Annotated in this window: 24 protein-coding genes; 17 read left to right on the top strand and 7 right to left on the bottom strand. The window is 38.9% G+C overall.

From position 1 onward, the window contains the following. Nucleotides 1–118: 118 nt before the first annotated feature. Nucleotides 119–1,462, top strand: a complete 1,344-nt coding sequence (gene rho, locus G6W43_RS01030) for a transcription termination factor Rho (RefSeq protein ID WP_002941811.1) — start codon at nt 119–121, stop codon at nt 1,460–1,462. A gap of 130 nt (nt 1,463–1,592) precedes the next feature. Here rho and G6W43_RS01025 read toward each other — a convergent pair whose 3' ends face one another. Further along, on the bottom strand, nt 1,593–1,805 hold the full coding sequence (locus tag G6W43_RS01025; RefSeq protein WP_002941953.1) for a transcriptional regulator: 213 nt from the start codon (nt 1,803–1,805) through the stop codon (nt 1,593–1,595). Nucleotides 1,806–1,965: 160 nt separating this feature from the next. Between G6W43_RS01025 and G6W43_RS01020 the strand changes: the two genes are divergently transcribed. Continuing rightward, nucleotides 1,966–2,568 carry an outer membrane beta-barrel protein gene (locus tag G6W43_RS01020; protein ID WP_194168928.1) on the top strand — a complete coding sequence of 201 codons (603 nt, stop codon included), beginning with the start codon at nt 1,966–1,968 and terminating at the stop codon, nt 2,566–2,568. Nucleotides 2,569–2,635: 67 nt separating this feature from the next. Here the strand turns inward: G6W43_RS01020 and G6W43_RS01015 are convergent, their stop codons facing one another. Together G6W43_RS01015 and nusA are read right to left on the bottom strand one after the other, a co-directional pair. Then, entirely contained in the window at nt 2,636–3,115 is a 480-nt protein-coding gene (locus tag G6W43_RS01015) for a GNAT family N-acetyltransferase (RefSeq protein WP_103597152.1), read from the bottom strand. Continuing rightward, entirely contained in the window at nt 3,115–4,218 is a 1,104-nt protein-coding gene (gene nusA / locus G6W43_RS01010; protein WP_012139939.1) for a transcription termination factor NusA, read from the bottom strand. The genes G6W43_RS01015 and nusA overlap by 1 nt, the downstream gene beginning before the upstream one ends. Nucleotides 4,219–4,390: 172 nt before the next feature. Between nusA and G6W43_RS01005 the strand changes: the two genes are divergently transcribed. From G6W43_RS01005 to G6W43_RS10565, 15 genes are all read left to right on the top strand, one after another. Next, complete coding sequence (locus G6W43_RS01005; protein WP_002941786.1) at nt 4,391–4,633, top strand: HP0268 family nuclease; 243 nt, start codon at nt 4,391–4,393, stop codon at nt 4,631–4,633. Then, nucleotides 4,633–5,934: a tRNA (N6-isopentenyl adenosine(37)-C2)-methylthiotransferase MiaB gene (gene miaB, locus G6W43_RS01000; RefSeq protein WP_103607696.1), complete on the top strand. Its 1,302-nt coding sequence runs from the start codon at nt 4,633–4,635 to the stop codon at nt 5,932–5,934. Before G6W43_RS01005 ends, miaB begins: the two co-directional genes overlap by 1 nt. Further along, nucleotides 5,915–6,694, top strand: a complete 780-nt coding sequence (locus G6W43_RS00995) for a lysophospholipid acyltransferase family protein (protein ID WP_103607695.1) — start codon at nt 5,915–5,917, stop codon at nt 6,692–6,694. Before miaB ends, G6W43_RS00995 begins: the two co-directional genes overlap by 20 nt. Continuing rightward, entirely contained in the window at nt 6,684–7,130 is a 447-nt protein-coding gene (locus G6W43_RS00990) for a hypothetical protein (RefSeq protein ID WP_194168927.1), read from the top strand. The genes G6W43_RS00995 and G6W43_RS00990 overlap by 11 nt, the downstream gene beginning before the upstream one ends. Before the next feature lie 60 nt (nt 7,131–7,190). Beyond that, complete coding sequence (locus tag G6W43_RS00985) at nt 7,191–8,195, top strand: hypothetical protein (protein ID WP_194168926.1); 1,005 nt, start codon at nt 7,191–7,193, stop codon at nt 8,193–8,195. After that, nucleotides 8,192–8,713: a hypothetical protein gene (locus G6W43_RS00980; RefSeq protein WP_103575105.1), complete on the top strand. Its 522-nt coding sequence runs from the start codon at nt 8,192–8,194 to the stop codon at nt 8,711–8,713. The genes G6W43_RS00985 and G6W43_RS00980 overlap by 4 nt, the downstream gene beginning before the upstream one ends. Further along, on the top strand, nt 8,706–9,242 hold the full coding sequence (locus tag G6W43_RS00975) for a hypothetical protein (protein ID WP_103617497.1): 537 nt from the start codon (nt 8,706–8,708) through the stop codon (nt 9,240–9,242). The genes G6W43_RS00980 and G6W43_RS00975 overlap by 8 nt, the downstream gene beginning before the upstream one ends. A 143-nt stretch (nt 9,243–9,385) precedes the next feature. Beyond that, nucleotides 9,386–11,014 (top strand): HAL/PAL/TAL family ammonia-lyase, encoded by a 1,629-nt coding sequence (locus G6W43_RS00970; RefSeq protein WP_103617496.1) that lies wholly within the window; start codon nt 9,386–9,388, stop codon nt 11,012–11,014. Between the two features lies 1 nt (nt 11,015). Then, the gene (locus G6W43_RS00965) at nt 11,016–12,176 is read left to right on the top strand and encodes an Opr family porin (protein WP_103617495.1); all 1,161 of its coding nucleotides are present in this window, start codon (nt 11,016–11,018) and stop codon (nt 12,174–12,176) included. 10 nt (nt 12,177–12,186) lie between these two features. Continuing rightward, nucleotides 12,187–13,734, top strand: a complete 1,548-nt coding sequence (locus G6W43_RS00960) for a flavocytochrome c (RefSeq protein WP_103617494.1) — start codon at nt 12,187–12,189, stop codon at nt 13,732–13,734. Next, nucleotides 13,728–14,111: a cytochrome c3 family protein gene (locus G6W43_RS00955; protein ID WP_103617493.1), complete on the top strand. Its 384-nt coding sequence runs from the start codon at nt 13,728–13,730 to the stop codon at nt 14,109–14,111. Before G6W43_RS00960 ends, G6W43_RS00955 begins: the two co-directional genes overlap by 7 nt. A gap of 9 nt (nt 14,112–14,120) precedes the next feature. Further along, nucleotides 14,121–14,675 carry a cytochrome c3 family protein gene (locus G6W43_RS00950; RefSeq protein WP_103617492.1) on the top strand — a complete coding sequence of 185 codons (555 nt, stop codon included), beginning with the start codon at nt 14,121–14,123 and terminating at the stop codon, nt 14,673–14,675. A 12-nt stretch (nt 14,676–14,687) separates the two neighbouring features. Continuing rightward, nucleotides 14,688–16,304, top strand: coding sequence for a sensor histidine kinase (locus tag G6W43_RS00945; protein WP_103617491.1), 1,617 nt, complete (start codon nt 14,688–14,690; stop codon nt 16,302–16,304). After that, nucleotides 16,298–16,789, top strand: coding sequence for a response regulator (locus G6W43_RS00940; RefSeq protein WP_223232031.1), 492 nt, complete (start codon nt 16,298–16,300; stop codon nt 16,787–16,789). Before G6W43_RS00945 ends, G6W43_RS00940 begins: the two co-directional genes overlap by 7 nt. Continuing rightward, nucleotides 16,761–16,988 carry a helix-turn-helix domain-containing protein gene (locus G6W43_RS10565; protein WP_223232032.1) on the top strand — a complete coding sequence of 76 codons (228 nt, stop codon included), beginning with the start codon at nt 16,761–16,763 and terminating at the stop codon, nt 16,986–16,988. The genes G6W43_RS00940 and G6W43_RS10565 overlap by 29 nt, the downstream gene beginning before the upstream one ends. 44 nt (nt 16,989–17,032) lie before the next feature. Here G6W43_RS10565 and G6W43_RS00935 read toward each other — a convergent pair whose 3' ends face one another. From G6W43_RS00935 to G6W43_RS00920, 4 genes are read right to left on the bottom strand one after another with little or no spacing between them, the layout of a single operon-like run. Next, nucleotides 17,033–17,656, bottom strand: coding sequence for a tetratricopeptide repeat protein (locus tag G6W43_RS00935; protein ID WP_103575803.1), 624 nt, complete (start codon nt 17,654–17,656; stop codon nt 17,033–17,035). A 12-nt stretch (nt 17,657–17,668) separates the two neighbouring features. After that, entirely contained in the window at nt 17,669–18,328 is a 660-nt protein-coding gene (locus G6W43_RS00930) for a tetratricopeptide repeat protein (protein WP_002941997.1), read from the bottom strand. A gap of 10 nt (nt 18,329–18,338) precedes the next feature. Then, complete coding sequence (locus G6W43_RS00925) at nt 18,339–19,679, bottom strand: dihydrolipoyl dehydrogenase family protein (protein WP_194168925.1); 1,341 nt, start codon at nt 19,677–19,679, stop codon at nt 18,339–18,341. Then, the gene (locus G6W43_RS00920) at nt 19,676–19,993 is read right to left on the bottom strand and encodes a type II secretion system protein (protein ID WP_194168924.1); all 318 of its coding nucleotides are present in this window, start codon (nt 19,991–19,993) and stop codon (nt 19,676–19,678) included. Before G6W43_RS00920 ends, G6W43_RS00925 begins: the two co-directional genes overlap by 4 nt. Between the last annotated feature and the right edge of the window lie 45 nt (nt 19,994–20,038).

The following is a 20,038-nucleotide window of genomic DNA, read 5'->3' as shown; positions in this document are numbered from 1 at the left end:
GACTTTGGCTGTGGCATTTCTTGACAACAAAGTTTTATTTTTATAAAATGCCAAAACTTTCAAAAAACTTTTGAAGCCCAGAATTCTGCAATCTTATCCCCGCATTTAAAGAGGAAAAATGGAAAACAATAACCAAACCGAGCAAAGTGCTGCTCAAAACACAAAAACTACAAAAAAACATCAAGCATCAAGAACCCACGTACCAGTCGATGGACACAAGATCGAAGAGCTAAGAACGCTTAGCTTAGACGAGCTAGTGCAGATCGCAAATGGTGTTGGCGTCGAAAATCCACGCGAATTTCGCAGGCAGGATTTGATATTTGAGATACTAAAAACCCAGACAAAACAAGGCGGCTTTATACTATTTACTGGAATTTTAGAGATCACAAACGAGGGTTACGGCTTTTTAAGGGCTGTTGATGCAAATTTAAGCGACAGCTCAAACGACGCTTATGTTTCAAACTCTCAGATCCGCAAATTTGCACTTCGTGTGGGCGACATCATCACCGGCCAAGTAAGAGAGCCAAAAGATCAGGAAAAATACTACGCCCTTTTAAAGATCGAAGCGGTAAACTACATGCCTCTAGCAGACGCAAAAGAGAGGCCACTATTTGACAACCTAACCCCACTTTTCCCAACTGAAAAGCTAAATTTAGAGTATGATCCGATGAAGCTAACAGGCCGTGTACTCGACCTTTTCACGCCTATTGGCAAGGGTCAGCGTGGTCTCATCGTCGCGCCTCCAAGAAGCGGTAAAACTGAGCTTATGAAAGAGCTAGCTCACGGCATCGCTAAAAATCACCCAGAAGCCCAGCTCATGGTTCTTCTAGTAGATGAGAGACCAGAAGAAGTTACCGATATGCAGCGCTGCGTAAAAGGCGAGGTATTTAGCTCGACATTTGACCTACCAGCACTCAATCACGTCCGCGTAGCAGAGCTAGTCATCGAAAAGGCAAAACGTCTAGTTGAGATGGGCAAAGACGTCATCATTTTGCTTGATAGCATAACCCGTCTAGCGCGTGCCTACAACACAGTAACCCCGCCAAGCGGCAAGGTGCTAACAGGCGGCGTGGATGCAAACGCACTTCACAAGCCAAAACGCTTCTTTGGCGCAGCTAGAAACATCGAGCACGGCGGCTCACTAACCATCATCGCAACAGCACTTATCGACACTGGTTCACGTATGGACGAAGTGATATTTGAAGAGTTTAAAGGCACTGGAAACAGCGAGATCGTGCTTGACCGCAACATCTCAGACCGCAGAATTTACCCAGCCATCAACGTGCTAAAATCAGGCACAAGAAAAGAAGAGCTACTTCAAAAGCCTGATGAGCTTCAAAAAATTTGGGCTATTCGCTCTGCGATCGCGACAATGGACGACGTAGAAGCGCTTAAATTCTTATACGCAAAGATGCTAAAAACAAAAGACAATAAAGAGCTTCTCTCTATCCTAAACGAGTAAATTTAACTGAGCTTGAAGCGCTTGCTTTGAGCTCAAATTTCTTCACTTAAAATATCTAGCCAAAAATATCTTAGAAATTTTGAATTTTCTAGCACTTCTAATTATAAAAGAGATTACGATTTTTAAACGATTATTTACTAAATTTTTCTATATCTTGATTGATTAAATTTTCATATTCGCAAAGCTCATTGCAAGTCTTTTTGCTCTGCTCTATAAGCTCATCAAATTTAAATCCAAGCATCACGATACGATAAAGGTTGGGCTTGTGTTTTCGCCAGTTGTAAAGCGTTGCGACATCAACGTCCAAATGATAAGCCATATCACGTTTTGTCATCTTAGCCACTTTACACTCCTTCTTTTTGAGTGATTTTATAAATTTTATTCTGATAAGAAAACAATTGAATTATTTTATATTTTTTATTAATTTCATTTAATATTTAAACTTTATTTAATATAAGAAAATTTAAAATAGCCACGTAACATTTTTTAAATAAGGAGTAAAAATGAAAAATGTAGTTTTAAAAGTTGCTTTAGGTTTAAGCCTAGCTAGTGCCGTCGCTTTAGCGCAAGGAGCCTTTGTAGGAGTTGAAGGAGACTACTCTTTTGGATCAAAGCTTACTGTAAAAGGCGATGACGGCTCAAAGATCAAATTTAAAAAAGCTCAACCAGGTCTTGGTATAAAAGCTGGTTATGACTTTGATGTGGCTAGAGTTTATGGTGCTTACATATATGATTTTAAAGTTAAGAAAACAGCAAATGACGAAGATAAAAGCGTAGCTGAGTGGAAAACTCATAAATTTATAGTTGGAGCTGACTACACTCCAAGCGTAGCAAAAGATCTTAAACTAGTTCTTGGTGGCTACACTGGTTTTTCAAAGCTTAAGCTAAGGGGTGGCGATGCTGAAAATCCGATGGAAAGTGCTAGCACAAACGGCTGGATACTAGGTGCAAGAGTTGGTGCCGAATACTCTATAAATGAAAACAATGCAGTTGAATTTGGTTTAAAAGCTGATAGAACTGACTACGGCAAGATCAGCAAATTTGATATGATTGATACCAAAGAGACAAACCTCGGTCTTTATATGGGATATACATATAAATTTTAATAATTCGCAAGCTCAAATTTCAAAGCAAATTTGAGCTTTTAGCCAACTATCATGCTTTTAAAATAAGCTATAAATTTAATAAATTTTCTAAATTTTCGCCGTCTAAGCGGTAGGTTCTCCACTCAAGAGATTGATTATTAGCGCCCATACTTTCATAAAATTTGATACTTGGCTCATTCCAGTTTAGGCAGCACCACTCAAGCCTTTTTAAATTTTCATCCTTGCAAATTTGAGCTAGAAATTTAAAAAATGCCTTGCCGATGCCTTGATTTCTAAACTCTTTTTTGACGTAGATGTCCTCAAGGTACATCCCGCCAAGCCCTAAAAATGTAGAAAATGTGTAAAAGTAGATAGCATAGCCAATAGCCCTGCCCTCGCTTTCGCAGATAAGGGCTTTTGCGTGATTTTTATTAAAGATGGAGTCTGCAAAAATTTCATTTGTAAAAGTGACTTGATCACTCATCTTTTCATAGCTCGCAAGCTCTCTTACAAGCTCGCAGATCACGTCTATATCGCCTCTAGTCGCTTTTCTTATTTGAAATTTCATTAGTTATCACCAAAGAGTGCTTTTAGATCCTTGACCATTTCGCCATTTTCACCACTGCTGCTAGTTTTTGAGCCAAGCTCGTTTAGCTCGATCTCATAGCCAGTTAGCATGCTTGCAAGGCGGATATTTATGCCATTTTTGCCGATAGCTTTGCTCTTTTGCTCGCTCGCAAGTGTCACGATCGCCTTGTTTTCTTCGATCTTTACAGATGTAATGATCGCAGGTGCCATAGCGCGAGCTACCAAGATCGCTGGCTCAGTGGTGTATTCGATCGCATCGATGCTCTCACCGTGAAGCTCTTTGCTTACGGCATTTATCCTAACGCCCTTTGTGCCAACAGTTGCGCCGACTGGATCGATGTTTGGAGTGGTTGAGATGAGTGCTACTTTAGCCCTTTCGCCAGGGATTCTCGCACTTCCTTGGATGATGATACCGCCATCTTTTATCTCAGGCACCTCTGAAGTTAGCAGCGCTTCAAGAAATTTAGGCGAAGTTCTTGAAAGCTCGACCTTTATGCCTAAATTTTTATCTGTAAAAACTTTTCTAATGACCGCTTTTACCACGTCGCCTACTTTAAATTTCTCGCCTTTTATGCGGTTTTTACGTGGCAAGATAGCACGAAGCTCGTCTATCTCGATAAATGTGTTTTCATCGTTATCGACCCTTACAACTGGACCAAAGACCATGTGACCGCTCATCTCATTATATTTTTGTAAAATTTTCTCTTCGACTAGGCGCTGGATGTGATACTCAAGCTCTTTGTGAAGCGTTTGAGCTGCGGTTCTACCAAGGTTATCAAGGCTTAGCTCGTAAGTGAGCTCATCGCCGATCTCTACGCCACTATCTATCTTTTTAGCCTCTTTTAAGCTTAAAAAGTGCTCATTGTCTTCAGCAAGCCTCTCATCGTCGTTTGCTACGATTGAAATTTTTTGATAAAGCTTTAAATTTTTATTCGCATCGATGCTCACGTCATACTCATAATTTTCGCCATAAACCCTTTTTGCAGTGTTTATCAAGGCTCTTATGACGCGCTCTTTTACATCTTCTATCTCTAAATTTTTCTCATTTGCAATCGACTCTATAATGTCTGATATTCTTTCCATTTTTTCTCCATTGTGACGATAAATTTCGGGGATTTTTCGTGAAGTTTTGAAATTATACATAAGCCATACTTTTAATAACTTTAAGCTTGTTATTAACTTTTATTTAATCCTTTTTTTATGATGATTTGGGTATATTGACCGATTAAAATTTAAGATTTTGAAAGGATTAAAAATGGAGCTAAAACTTGCAAGAGCCGAATTAGACGCAAAACCAAAAACGATTTCACTAGAAAAGATAGAGGCAGCTGTCGAAAAAGAGGGTCAGAAAATTTTCTATTTTGATAAAGAAAACACGCACAAACAACTAATCGCATTAGTCGAGCATTTTGAAGAAAAAGGGCTAAGCGTTTATCACAGAACCGTGAAATACGGGCTCGATGATAGCGATTATATGTATGAAGTGCATATACTTTAATGAGTAAAAAACTCTTTATCCAAACTCTAGGTTGTGCTATGAATGTTCGTGACAGCGAGCATATCATAGCCGAGCTCTCACAAAAAGAAGACTACTCCTTAACACAAAACATCGAAGAAGCTGATTTAATCCTTATAAATACCTGCTCAGTTCGTGAAAAGCCAGTTCATAAGCTTTTTAGCGAGGTCGGAGCCTTTGAAAAAGCCAAAAAAAGAGGTGCTAAAATAGGCGTTTGCGGCTGCACTGCAAGCCATTTGGGTAGTGAAATTTTCAAGCGTGCGCCTTATGTTGATTTTGTCCTTGGCGCTAGAAATGTTAGCAAGATCACAAAGGCGGTAAATACGCCTAAATTTATCTCAACCGACATCAACCACGACGAGAGCGAATACGCATTTGGCGAATTTAGAGGCTCTCCATATAAAAGCCATATCAACATCTCGATCGGCTGCGATAAAAAATGCACCTACTGCATCGTCCCACACACCAGAGGCGATGAAATTTCCATCCCTTCAAGCCTCATCCTAAAAGAGGTAGAAAAGGCCGCAAAAAGCGGTGCAAAAGAGATATTTTTACTAGGGCAAAATGTCAATAACTACGGCAAAAGATTTTCAGGCGCGCAAGAAAATATCGATTTTAGCGACCTGTTAGTGAAGATAAGCGAGATAGAGGGCGTTGAGAGGATAAGATTTACAAGTCCGCACCCGCTTCACATGGATGATAAATTTCTTGAAATTTTCACTAATAACCCAAAAATTTGCAAGTCTATGCACATGCCACTTCAAAGCGGAAACACCAAAGTTTTGCACGAGATGAAGCGCGGATACACAAAAGAGTGGTTTTTAGACCGCGCGCTAAGACTTAGAAAGATGTGTCCAGATGTAAGCATCTCAACTGATATCATCGTCGCATTTCCAGGCGAGAGCGAAAGCGAATTTGAAGATACGATGGACGTGCTTGAGCAAGTTAGATTTGAACAAATTTTTAGCTTTAAGTATTCGCCTCGTCCGCTTACAAAGGCAGCTACTTTTACAAATCAAATAGACGATAAAACCGCATCAGAAAGGCTAACGCGCCTGCAAAATCGCCACAGCGAAATTTTAGACGAGATCGTAGCAACACAAAAAGATAAAATTTTTGATGTATATTTTGAAGAACTAAGAGCAAATGGCGGCGTTGCTGGGCGAAGTTTTAACAACTTTTTAGTTCAAGTTGATGGCAGCGAAGAGCTTCTTGGCACTACGCAAAAAGTAAAGATCACAAACCCAAAGCGAATGATTTTGTATGGCGAGCTGCAAATTTAAAAACACCCTTGAAAAGGTCGCTCTAAATGTTGGCGTCTTTTTCATCTACATTTTAATGTGGCTCATTTTTCTAACTTGCAAGAAGAACTACACTCCAAATTTATTGCCACAAAATGGCTGCGTCGTCGTCTTTTGGCACGGCAGACTTAGCTTTATGAGCTTTGCCTACAGACGCTGGTGGAGCAGTCAAAACAGAAAACAAGGCAAGGTGATAATAAGCGACCACAAAGATGGCGAGCTCATCACCAGAATAATCAAATTTTTTGGCATCGGCACCATTAGAGGTAGCAGCTCAAAAGGCGGTGCAAGGGCGCTTATAGAAGCTCTAAGAGAGATAAAGCAAGGCCACGACGTCATCATCACACCAGATGGCCCACGCGGACCAAGACACAGCGTCGCAGACGGAGCTGCGGTGATCGCACAAAAATCATCTTGCGAAATTTATGCTCTAAATTTCGAAGCAAACTCGTTTTGGGAGTTTAAAAGCTGGGATAAGATGATACTTCCAAAGCCATTTTCAACTATAAATTTTAGTCTCTCAGCACCTTTTAGCGTGGCAAATTTAGAACAAAAAGAGGCAAAAGAGAAGATACAAAACGAGCTTTGGCAAGCCTCGCAAAATGACGGGGGCAAGAGCGTAGAACAAAACAAAGAGGACTTTAGGTCAAATTTAAAAATTTGGTGGAAAAAATATGCGCATAAAAATCCGCAAATAAGCGATGAGATAAGAGAAATTTTGGACGAAATTTATGAAAAATAAAATTTCTATCTTTATAGCCATTTTTATAGTGGCTTTGTTTGGGCTATTTTTTTACAGCGACAACTCCTACAAGCTCGCTCTTGAAGCGAAATTTTACTACGAGAGCAAAGAGTATGAAAAGGCTCTAAATTTAAGCCAAAAAGCCCTTGATCTTGACGCCTACAACAAAATGGCCGCCACCACGCTTAATCAAAGCAAGGCAGCGATAAAATTTAGCTCATACATAAAAAACGGCAAAGAGTATCTTGAACGCATCAAAAAAATGAGCCAAAATGGCGTCAGTAAGGCTGATAATGAGCGCATCAAAATGATGTGTGATGTGATGATAGAGGATTTTGAAAGCTTAAAGAATTCTGCACTGCTTGATGAGGAGCTAAAAAGCGAAGCTCTGAAGATGAAAGAGGCGTTTGCAAAACTAAAAAACAAGCTGTTTTAAACTTATTTAATCCCTTTTTAGCTAACATACCAAAAATAATGCACTAAATTTAGGAGAGTTATGCCTTTTAGCATCAAAAAGCTTTTTTCAAACCTTTTCTTAAGCGCCGTGATCGAGGGCAACGAGTGCATATTTTACGGTCAGGTCTTTAGAAATGGCAAGCTTATAAAAACCATAAATGCTAAATTTACCGACATAAGCATCGAAAATGTCGATGAAAAAGTTTTAAAATACATAGAGGAGCAAGAAAAGGCATATTTTGGCGTCTATGTTTCGCTCTTTTTTAACGACGACTCGCAAGGTGCGCTGCCTACTGCTAACTTTGACGAGTATAAAAAATTTAACATCAACACGCAAAATTTAACCAGCCTTGTGATGCAAGATAGCTGGAGCATATATGCAAATTTAAACGCTATAAGAAGACATAAAAACCTCTTTGGACAAGGCAGCGTCGATCTTATCTATTCGCCTATCGCCCTGCTCTTTCACGAGCTTTTAAAGCGTGGAATTTCACCTAAAACTACGCTATATCTCTACATCCACTCGCACTCTTTTGCACTTGCGATATTTAAAGACAAGCAGATGAAACTCTCGACGTTTTTAAATATGAGCGACGCTGAAGAGGGCAACGAAGAGATCGAAAGCCTAAAAGAAGAGGATATAACAGACATCGACAATCTCATCGTCAAAGAAGAAGATGGCGCAACGGCGCTTGATGATTTTAAGAGTTTGGATGATTTTTTAAGCGACGATAAGCCAAAAGAATTTGAAGATCTAAACTACGAACTAAACATGCCAGCTTCGACCAATGTCGAGAAATCAGTAGCGATCTTTGGGCGCGATATGAAGATGTTTGATTACATTGCAAAGGCTATGAAAGAATTTTATGAAAATCCAATCTACGGTGGCGATTTTATCGAGCAGATCATCGTTTTTGAAAACACAAAAACAAGCGCAACCTTTTTACAATACCTACAATCAGAGCTATTTGTAGAGACATCAAGCTATCCGATCAACACAAATCACATCATGAACGAGATCATGCAAGAAGAGATAACACTATGAAATTTAGCTTCATCACTCCAGAACCAAGACCGCTTCTATCTATCTTTAGTAAGCTTTGGCTAACGCTCATAGGCTTTGTCTTTGTGGTGCTTTTGGTAGCAAATTTCTTCATCGTTTATAAAAACTACTCAACCAAGAAAAATATAGAATTTCTAGCAAACGAGCAAAAAGAGCTTAGCCAAAAGATAGTCACCACGGATGAAATTTCAGCCAAACTTGCCGTACAGATAGACTCGGCAAACGACATCTTTACGTCAAATTCTATCCTAAAACAAAGCTTGCACAATCTTTTTGACCTTGTGCCTGATAGCATCACGCTTGAAGAGGTCTTTATGGATAAAAACTCGCTCATCATCCGCGGTATAACGCCAACAAAAGATGTCTTTAACCAGCTCCTAGCCTCGCCGCTAAGGTCGATTTTCACCACGTCAAATACAAGCTTTTATCAGAGCAAAAACGGCTGGTACGGCTTTATAAGCACAAATAAGATTGATAATTCTGAGGGATATAATGAGTAAAAAAGATACGAGCTTAGAAAAAATCGACCCTGTAAAGCTTTTACTTTTTATATTTGCTTTTATCATAGTTTGCTTCATTATGATATTTGGCTTTATCGTGCCAAACATAAAAGAATTTAAAAGCCTCTCAAGACAAAACTACTCGCAAACCTCATCATACACGAAGGTAAAAAACGAATTTGAAACTAAATTTAAAGCACTTGAGGCGACAAGACAAAAAGATGGCGCTATCATCTTGGCCTATGATACAGCTTTTGATAAGGATAAATTTATAAATTTCGCATCGCAATTTTTTAGCGAAGTGAGCCTTAGCAAGATAGAAGAAGGCGAGAATAACGCAACTGAGAAGTTCTTTAGATACCGCCTAAATGTCACTAGCTCACTAAAAACCCCACAAAAATTTTATGACTTTTTAGATGCGCTTAGCAGCTATGATAGCATTATAAAAGCTGAATTTCCTATCGTCATGAAAGGCGAAAACGACAAAATTCACACTACCTTTAACATAAAAGTTTTTGGGTTGAAGTAAATCACAAAAATAAAACTCATCTACGCAGACCATAAATTTACATATTTTTTATTTTTAACTTAATATAAAATTTAATAATAAATTACTTTTTAGAAATTATTTTTATTTAATATTCTCTTTAAAATTTATTTTAGGAGGATTAGATGAAAAGTATAAAGCTATTTTCTTTAGCAGCTGTGTTGGCAATTAGTGTAAGTGCTCAAACCATCACACTAAATGGTGAAAACATAACACCAAGAGATATAGTACTTATCTCAAATGGAGCTATGGTAGATATTAGTAAAGATGCTTTAAATAAAGTAAATAAAGCTCACGACGTTTTACTAAATGCTGCCAAAGATGGTCAAAAAATTTATGGTCTAACAGTTGGCGTTGGCTTAAACAAAGATAAGAAATTTGTCGATGCTAAAGGAAATTTAGACTCAGAAGTGATTAAAGCCTCAACTGAGTTTAACATAGGTCTCATCCACGCTCACTGCGGCGGTGTCGGTGAAGATATGGACCTAAAAACAGCTAGAGCAGTCCTTGCTACAAGGCTAAATAACCTCTTGCACGCAGGTGCAGGCGTACAGAGCGAGGTCGTAAAACTATATAAAGAGTTTCTAAACCAAGATATCATCCCAGCCATGCCAAGTTCTGGCTCAATGGGCGAGGCTGATATCACCATACTTGGTCACGTAGGTCTTGCGATGCTTGGCGAAGGATATGTTTATTATAAAGGTCAAAAGATGAGTGCTAGTGAGGCGCTAAGCAGAGCTGGTCTTAAAAAACTCTCTCCATTTGGCAAAGATAGCCTTAGTATTTTAAGCTCAAACGCCTACTCAGCAGCACTTGCTAGCATGGCAATAGAAGATGCTAAAAACGCTCTAGAAATTTCAAAGTTAGTCTTTGCTCTAAGCCTTGAAGCACTAAATGGCAACATCGCTCCATTTAGCAAAGAAGCTGCGAATTTACGCCCATTTCCTGACTTTGCCGAAGTAGCAAAAGATCTAAGAGAGACTTTAAAAGATAGCTATCTATTTGATGAAAATAGCGAAAGAGCCTTACAAGATCCACTAAGCTACAGAGATGCTAGCTACTTTTTTGCAACCTTTAAAAATTCACTTGACACGCTTAGTGGCCTTATGAAAATTCAGCTAAATACATCAGATGATAATCCTGGAATTTCACTAGAAAAATCACCTGAAACAGATAAATTTCAAGAGACAAAGCTATTTACAAAAGGTGGAGCTGTCGTGCCTACGTCAAATTTCGAGCCTTTGATATGGGTAGCTGAGTTTGAAAAAGCATCTATCGTACTAGCTCACAACTCAAAAGCGAGTGCTTTAAGAACGATAAAACTCTCAAATGACGGCTTTACACACCTAACAAGATTTTTAGGAACAGATAAAACTGTGCATGCATTTGGCGCTATGCAAAAGCCATTTGTCTCACTTGCAGGCGAAAACGAATTTCTAGCAAATCCTGCCTCACTTGACTACACACCAGTTGCAGGCGAAATAGAAGACGTGGCTACAAATGCACCTTATGTTGTGCAAAAATTCCAAAAACAGCTAAACAACTACTATCAAATTTTAGGCATGGAGCTTATGCACGCAGCTCAAGCTATCGACCTTCGCTTACAAAAAGATAAAAATTTAAAACTATCTAAAAAGACAAAATATCTTTATGAAAAATATAGAGAGATAGTTAAATTTGTAGATGTCGATAGACCTTACACAGATGACTTTAGAAACTCAGCTAAATTTCTAAAAAATTATAAAGGTGAGTAGTATGAAAAAGAGTCTTATTCTAGCCATGTTTTTGGCTAGCTCTGCTTTTAGTCAGAGCGAAAGTTTGATAGAAGCCTTAAAAAACGGCAAAGCAAGTGGTGATGTTACTATGTTTTTTGAAAGCAGACATGTAAATGAAGGTGAAAAAAGCACATATTACAACAACACCTCTTGGGCGGTTGGCTCAGTTGGCCTAAACTATGAGAGCGATTTTTATAAAAACTTTAAAGCAGTAGTTGGCTTTAGAGGAGCGGCTCCAGTTTATGAGGGTGACAGAGAATTTGACACAGAACACGGCAAAGGTGACTCAACTGAGAGAATTTATGAAAGAGATAGGTTTTTACTATCAAATTTATACCTCCAGTACCAAGCTTATGACACAAGCGTCAAGATAGGCCGTCAAGAGATGATAACCGATTGGGTTGGCAAGATAAATGATGGCATTAGAATCACAAACAACTCTATATCAAATTTAGAGCTAGATGCACTTTATACAAGATCAAAAGGACGAGCTTACTACAAAGAGATGTGGTGTTTTAAAAGACTAAACGAGAAAAAAGGTCTTTATAGGCTTGGTGCCACATATAAATTTAATGATAGCCTTAGTGCAAGAGTTTATGGACTATATGCTCCAAGCTTGTTTAAAGCAGTTGGCGCAAAACTAAACTATGATAGACAGATAAACGAGAGCTTTGGCGCTGGCGGCATGATCCACTACGCGCAAAGCAAAGAAGAAAGAGCAAATTTAGATGATGGCAAGGCTTTTGAAGTTTTAGGATACGTAAGCTACAAAGATAGCAAGCTAACTCTTGCTCACACAAGATCTGGCAAGAAAAATGGCTGGGGAAGTATGAATATTGGTGGTGACCAGATCGTGCCTTTTGAAGAGGGTGATGCGATGTATAACCGCGATGCAAGGACATACTACACTATGCTTTCGACAATGATAGAAAGGCTAAGCCTAACTGCACTTTATGGAACCACCACATATAAAATGCAAAATGACAACAAAGACTACAAACAAAATGAATTTAGTGCATGGTTAAGCTACCCTATCACACCAGATCTAAAAGCTTTTGTGGTCTATGATCAAACATTTAAGGCACAGCCATATCTTCCAACTATCACGCAAGTTGGAGTTGGGCTGAGCTATAGTTTTTAAGGGATAAGGTATGAAGAGAAGAGACTTTTTAAATACCCTTGCCTTACTTGGCTCAGCTAGCCTTGTGCCCTTAGAGGCACTTGGCGATGAGATCAAATGGGATGAAGAGTGGGATGTTTTGGTGGTTGGCTCTGGCTTTGCTGGATGTGCTGCGACCTGTCAAGCCATAGAAGAAGGTGCAAAAACGCTTATGATAGATAAGATGCCAGTACTTGGCGGCAACTCAGCTATAAATGGCGGAGCTTTTGCAGTTGTAAATTCAAGCTTTCAAAAGGCTCGCGGAGTAAAAGACTCATACGAGCTTTATGTAAAAGATATATTAAAAGCTGGTTTAAATTTAAACAGACTTGATCTTGTAGAAGTGATAGCCAAAAATGGCAACGACGCTTATGAATGGACGCTTAAAAGAGGCGTTTATTATAGAGATGCGCTTGGTCAGTTTGGCGGCCACTCTGTGCCAAGAACTATCTGGCCAGAGATAAACTCAGGCGGTAAGATCACCATACCACTTCAAGAGTACGCTATGAAGCATGGTGCGGTTATAAGAACTAGAGTTATCTTAGATGACTTTATAAAAGATGATAGCGGCAAGATAATAGGCGCAAAGGTAAGAGAAAACTACGACTTTGACTTTAACAAGAGCAAGGACGAAGCTGACAACAAGAGTGGTAATGTCAAATTTTATAAGATAAATGGTGGCATCGTCATGGCAACTGGTGGTTTTGCTTATGATATTAAATTTAGGCAAGAGGTCGATAACACCATCACACCAGATCTTGGCTGTACAAACCACTACGGCGCAACTGCGCAGGCTTTAAAAGTGATGATGAAAAATGGTGCGCAAACAGTTGATCTAAAATGGATACAACTTGGACCATGGGGAAGTCCTGATGAAGAGGGCTTTGGTATAGCTCCAGTATTTGCCATACCTGCATTTAGCTATGGCGTAATGGTAGATGCAAGAACTGGAAAGCGCTTTGTAAATGAGTTAGCCGATAGAAAGATAAGATCGGATGCTATCCTTAAAATTCACAAAAACGCAGATGGTAGTCTAACTCATCCAGTAGTTATCTGTGATAGCATAGGCGCTATGGGCACTACAAAAGCAAACGTGCAAAGAGGCGTGGATAAAGGCGTTATAAGAGTATTTGATAATATTAACGACCTAGCTAAATTTTATGGCATCCCTTATGAAGGGCTAAAAAAGACCATAGATGACTATACAAAATATGCCCATAACGGCAAAGATGAAGAATTTAACAAGCCATTTTTCAAATTTAAAGATATGGTGCCAGATCTTACAAAGCCACCATTTTACGCATGGCGCGCCATACCAAAGGTGCATCACACAATGGGCGGCGTAAAGATAGATGTAGAGGCAAGAGTTTATAACACAGAAGATAAGCCTATCGCTGGACTATTTGCAGCAGGTGAAGCTGTAGGCGGCCCTCATGGAGCTAGCAGACTTGGTAGCTGTGCGATACCTGATTGTATAGTATTTGGCAGGATAGCTGGCAAAAATGCAGCAAATTTAGCTAAAAAGGAGAAAAAATGCTAAAAATTTACGCCTTCTTTTTAACACTTTTATTTGCCTTAAACCTTAGTGCTGCGAATTTAGAAGTAGAAAAATATAGCAAAGAAAATTACCCTTTTAAGGCGCATGAGAGCTTGCATTTTGAATGCAAAAACTGTCACAAAGAGAGTGACCCAAAAGAGTATAAAAAGCTAACGACCTCTGAGTGTCTAAGCTGCCACAATAGCTATGAAAAGCTAGCTCTTCAAACTGGACACCTAGGCTATGACGATAATGTGCATAAAAGCCCACACTATCCAAACATGGACTGTGACCTTTGTCACTCGACACATAAACAATCAAGAAATTTTTGTGTGATGTGTCACTCACAAGATAGTATGAAAAAACTTTTGGTGCCTTAAGGAGATGATATGAAAAATTTAAGCATAAAAATAATTTTACTTGCAGTTTTTGCCTTTATCATCTTTTTTGGTGGTTCTGCACTAGTAAATTCGACAGGAGATGATAAATTTTGCACCCTCTGTCACAAATGGATGGACCCGATGGTGACAGCCTATCACAACGATGTTCACGGTGGCGCTAGTAAAAACGGCTTTAAAGCAAAATGTGCAGACTGCCACTTACCACACGACAGCTATATAGGCTATGTATTTAAAAAAGCTAGCAATGGCATAAGCGAAGTAGCTTATATGATGACTCATGACGCCAAAGATCAGCCATGGCTAGAAAATAGAAAAGACAGAGCCAAATTTGTCTATGACAGTGGCTGCTTAAGCTGCCATAAAACTATTTTAGATAAAAATTCATCAAATGCCAACATAACTGATATGCACGCTCTTTATAGCAAATTTAAAGACGATGCGAAAAACAAACTTGACTGCGTCAGCTGTCATAAAAATGTCGGACACAACGATCTTGGCAAAACTTTATATGAGATAAAACATCCACCAGTTGGCAACTGGTAGCAAAGGCAAAGCATGATGGGAAATTTTAATAACAACAAGCTGTTTATTATATTTTCCATCATCTTCTTATCTTTAATGGTAGCCAGCCATATACTAAACCGCTCTTTTGTCAAAGAAATTTTGATAAACGAGCAGCTAAACATCCTAAAAAGCTCGAGCCATAGGATAGAAAAGTGGATCGAAAATAAAAAGCTCAGCCTAAAATCAGTAAATTCTCTTATCTCAAATTTAGACCACAACAAAGATGGGGTAATCATAAAAGATATACTAAATAAAAGCACACAAATAGCAAATTTCTCAAGCGTTTATGCTGGATATAAAGATAGGCAAACCCTCTCAAGCGGTGACTTTAAAGCACCACAAAACTATGATCCAACGCTTCGCCCTTGGTATCAAAACACCATAAAAACAAATGAAATCTACGTCACAAAGCCATATAAAGATGTAGGACTAAAAACCTCAGTCATCTCGATCTGTCAAAGCATAAAGCAAGATAGAGAGATCAAAGGTGTGCTGTGTGGGATACTATCATTTAATGATATAAAAAACGAAATTTTAGACCTCAGCCTTGATGACGGAGGTTATCTATTTTTGATAGATAGCAACCAAAACATCTTACTTCATCCAGATGAGAGCTTGGAGCTTAAAAAAGCTAAATTTGATATAGAAAATTTAGACTTAACTAAAACACAAAACTATGAAACAAAAAACGAGATATTTACCATAAAACCCTTGCAAAACTCCAAACTGATCTTGATAGCAAAGACCCCAAAAGATGAGATATATAAAAAGATAAATTTACAATTCATAAGAAATTTAGCCATTTATATAATTAGTGCCCTACTCTTTTTATGCCTAGTCTATTTTTATAATAAAAAGATAAAAAACCAAACCGAACTTTTAGAAAAGACAAAGAGAGAGTATGAGATTTTACTCTTTTCGCAAGCTAAGATGATAGAGCTTGGCCAGATGATATCATCTATCTCACACCAATGGATACAACCACTAAATGCCCTTGGCATATTTTTAGGAAATTTAGTTCAGTTTAAAAGACTTGGCAGACTAAGTGACGAAATTTTCTACGACAATATCGATCGCTCACTAAAAAATATAGACTATATGACAAATACGATGATAATGTTTAAAAATTTCTACAAAGTAGAAGAAGAGGTGCAGGAATTTAATATAAAAGAGGCGATAGATGAGACTATATTTATACTATTTTCACAGCATTCAAAGGTACAGATAAAAGTGCTTTGCAAAAACAGCGAAAAGCTAAAATGCAAAAATCACCTAAATGAATTTAAACAGATCATCACCTGTCTTATACAAAACTCAAAACAAGCTCTAAATGAGTGCAGAAGGCTAAAATACCCAAAGATAGTCATAGCCATAAAAGAGAGTGGAAATTTCTATGAGATCAGAGTGATAGATAATGCAAATGGCATAGAAGATGAACTAAGAGAGGAAATTTTTAAGCCTTTTAAAAGCACTAAAAAGAGTAGTGGCCTTGGGTTATATATCTCACGGCTGATAGCTATTAAAAAGTGTGGTGGAGAGTTAAATTTAAGCAGAACAAAAAATCCAACCATTTTTACTCTAAAGATAGCAAAGGAGATAAGTTGCTAGACATAAACATACTGCAAAAGTTAAAAGACGTATCGGTTTTGCTGGTGGAGGATGACGAAAGTACAAGCCTTGCTATAAAGCAATCTTTGGAGTTTTACTGCAAAAAAATAGTTTGTGCCAAGGACGGACTTGAGGGCTTTGAAAGATACTTTGAAGATGAGTTTGATATCGTTGTCACTGATATAAATTTGCCAAATTTAAACGGCCTTGAAATGCTTGATGAGATAAGAAAACGAGCGCCACACGTAAGATCTATCATCATTACCTCATTTGATACGAGCGAGCACATGCTAACCTCCATAGAGCTTGGAGCTTACAACTACCTTAGAAAGCCATTTAAGATCGAGGAGCTTCAAACCACGATCATAATGGCGACAAAAGATATTCTTGAAAGCAGGATCAAATTTAAAGAAATTTACGAATACGATATGAAGAGCAAGCAGCTTTTCAAAAATAGTGAAGAGGTACAGATGCCAAAAAAATGAGGCAAAACTCTTCTTTTTGCTCGTGAGTAATATAGAAAAAGTTGTAAGTTACGAAGTGATAGAAAACTATGTCTGGAGCGAGAAGTCGATGAGTAATGAAGTTCTTAGAATGACTATCAAAAAGATAAGGGCAAAAACTGACGCCGACCTCATCAAAAACATCTCAGGCGTGGGATATAGACTTAGCGGATCAAACTAAATTTAACTTTGTGTAGCTTTTATAAATTTAAGCTACACAAATTCTTACTTTTTATCCACGCATTTGCCAAGTTGGCAGGCTCTTTTATAAAGTGCGTCTGCCTTTGTTTCATCGCCGCTTAGCTTTGCAAGCAAGAAGCACGACTGTGCATACTCAAGCTCGCAGCTCTTTGCCAAAAGCTTTAGCACCCTAGCCTCAGCCTTGGTTCTATCTATCTTATGAGTTTTTAAATTTTCGCTTTCGATGTAGGACTTTAGCCCCATTGCCTCGTTGTAGCAGCCAACACCGTCGCCACTATCGCAAGCTAGTTTATAAAGCTTTAGAGCCTTTTCGATATCTTTTTGCTCATCAACTAGCCCTTGCTCATAAATTTGTCCTAAATTTGAGCAAGCAGTCGCAAGCCCAGCATTGCAAGCCTTTTCGTAGTAGCCCTTTGCCTTTACGAAGTCCTTTTCGTTGCTAAAATTTACAGCTAGGTTGTTACAGTCGATGCTATTTCCGCTCTCGCAGTTTTGCACCATCTTCTCTTTTTCAAGCTCAAGACGCTCCGCCCTAGCCTCCTCATCACTTTGCCAAAAGCCAAAGCTCACCATCTTTTGCCACGACCAGCAGCCACTTAGCATAAAGCTAGCAGCTACGATAAGCCCGAAATTTAAAACTTTTTTCACTTATTTTCCTACTTACATGCCAAGCTTTGCGCCAAGTCTTTTCATCTGTGGGCATGCCTTGTTTAGACCACGAAAGCAAGCGACTTTGTAAATCCCATAAGCTCTCTTTTCGTCCTTGTTCATGCCAAGACCTAGCTCATACATCGCACCGATATTTGCGCAGCTTGGCAGATCCCCAGCGTTGCAAGCGTTTGTGTAGGCTTCCATCGCTAGGTAGTAGTCTTGTTTTACGATCTCGCCCTTGCGGTAGGCGTTGCCTAGATGATAGCAAGCTTGTACGCCGCCACTATTGCAGCTATCCTTATAAATTTCGACCGCTTTTTTTGGATCTTTTTTCACGCCAAGGCCGTTTTCATAGAGCGTGCCAAGATTTGAGCAAGCAAGCTGCACTTTCGCATCGCAAGCCTTTTTGTAGTTTGCGTAGGCATTGTCATACTCTTTCATAAGCTCAAAATTTACACCCAAGTCATTGCAGGCTTCAGCATCGCCGCTTTCGCACTTTGGTGTTAAAAGATCGATAGCATTTTTTGAAATTTGCTCTTTGTTTTGCACCACTTTTTCGTCCTTTGGTTGCTGCCACGAGTCATCTTGCTTTGGCGTCTCCCCGATGCCGATGACGTTTAAGCAACCTGTGAAAAATAGAGCAGTTAAAAGTAGTAGATATTTTTTCATTTTTATCCTTTTAGTATTGTCCAAACAAGTCATTTAGGGCTTCGCTGATGCTTGGGTGAGTGAAAATTTGGTTTTTAAAGAAATTTGCATCTGCTTTTAAATTCATCGAGATCGCGATCTCGTTTATGATCTCATTTGCGTAGATGCAGTGAAAGCTTGCCCCCAAAATTTCGCCACTACTTGCTTCAACGATCGCTTTTAGCATGCCCACATCGTGATTTAGCACCTTTGCTCCTGGCACTGCTGCCATGCTAAGTTTTAGCTCCTTGAAATTTAGCCCAAGCTTGCTAGCCTCTTTTGCATTTACGCCAACTCTTGCTAGCGGTGTGTCGGTAAATAGCACATTTGCATGGATGCTTCTGTTTTGTGTGGTGCGTTTTTTATCGCCAAAAATTTGCGAGAAAACTATCCTAAAATCATCCAAACTAGTGTAGGTAAAAAGCTCTCCGCCGCGCACGTCGCCCACTGCATAGATGTTTGACACATTTGTTTGAAGGTGCTCATTTGTCTTTATAAAGCCTTTTTCATTTAGCTCGACGCCAGCTGCTTTTAAATTTAGATCATCTAAATTTGCCACTCTGCCAAGCGCTACTAAGAACGCATCTGCCTTGATGAGCCTATCTTCATTATCTTGTTTAAAATTTAGCGCATTATCTTTTAAGCTCTCTATCTCGCAACCCTCTAAAATTTCGATGCCTTGCACGTTTAGCGCATCTTTTACGCTTTTAGCTATGTCTTCATCTTCGTTTTTTAGCAGTTTTGAGCGTCCGACGATGGTCACTTTTGAGCCAAAATTTGCAAACATCGACGCAAACTCGATACCGATAAATCCACTGCCAACGATGACAAGATGCTTTGGCATAGTTTTTAGATCGAGCAAGGTTTTACTTGAAAAGACGTTTGAGTTTGTTATCTCAAATGGCGCATACGCCTCTTTTGAGCCAGTGTTTATGATGATAAACTCGCCTTCAACGACTTTTTGCTCGCCACTTGAGGTTGTAACTAGGACGCTATTTTGATCTTTAAACGAGCCAACACCGTCGATCACGTCGATATTTTCTTTATCATTTAGCATCGCATAGTTTTTAGAATTTAAAGCTGAGATTAGCTTATTTTTATTTTCGATGCTAAGCGTGTAATACTCGTTTTCAACGCTATTATCTGCATATATCGCCTCTTTTGCAGCTGTGATTAGACGCTTTGTCGGTATGCAGCCCACGTTTATGCAAGTGCCTCCATACATCTTTGGCGATCTCTCGATTAGCGCGACCTTTTTGCCAAGCGCAGCAGCCTTTACAGCTAGCGTCTTGCCAGCCTTACCAAATCCAATAATAACAATGTCATATTTCATTTAATTTTTCCTATTATGTAGTATGTAGTTTCGTTTATCTTTTTGATATCCATTTTGTATTTATTTGCCCAGCTTTTGATAATCTCATCAACAAGCTCTTTTATCTCTTTGACGGTTGCGACGTTTTTTATCTTTAGCCTATCCTCACTCCCGCTCATCGCTACAAAGCAAAGGTGTGGCTTTAGATGATCGTTTAGCTCGATCACACTCTTTGGCAAAAGGCCGTCAGTATTATTTAAAATTCTACGCATATGCTCAGTGGTCGTTTCGTCTATGTTGTAGCCAAGCTGTGTCAAAAGTGCGTTATGATCCATATCGTTCCTTTTTGCTTAAATTTGCGATCATTATAAGATAAAATT

This window comes from Campylobacter concisus (genome assembly GCF_015229965.1).
In the GTDB taxonomy this organism is placed as follows: domain Bacteria; phylum Campylobacterota; class Campylobacteria; order Campylobacterales; family Campylobacteraceae; genus Campylobacter_A; species Campylobacter_A concisus_BD.
Note: the sequence above shows the minus strand (reverse complement) of the source record. Positions and strands in the feature narration are given on the sequence as shown.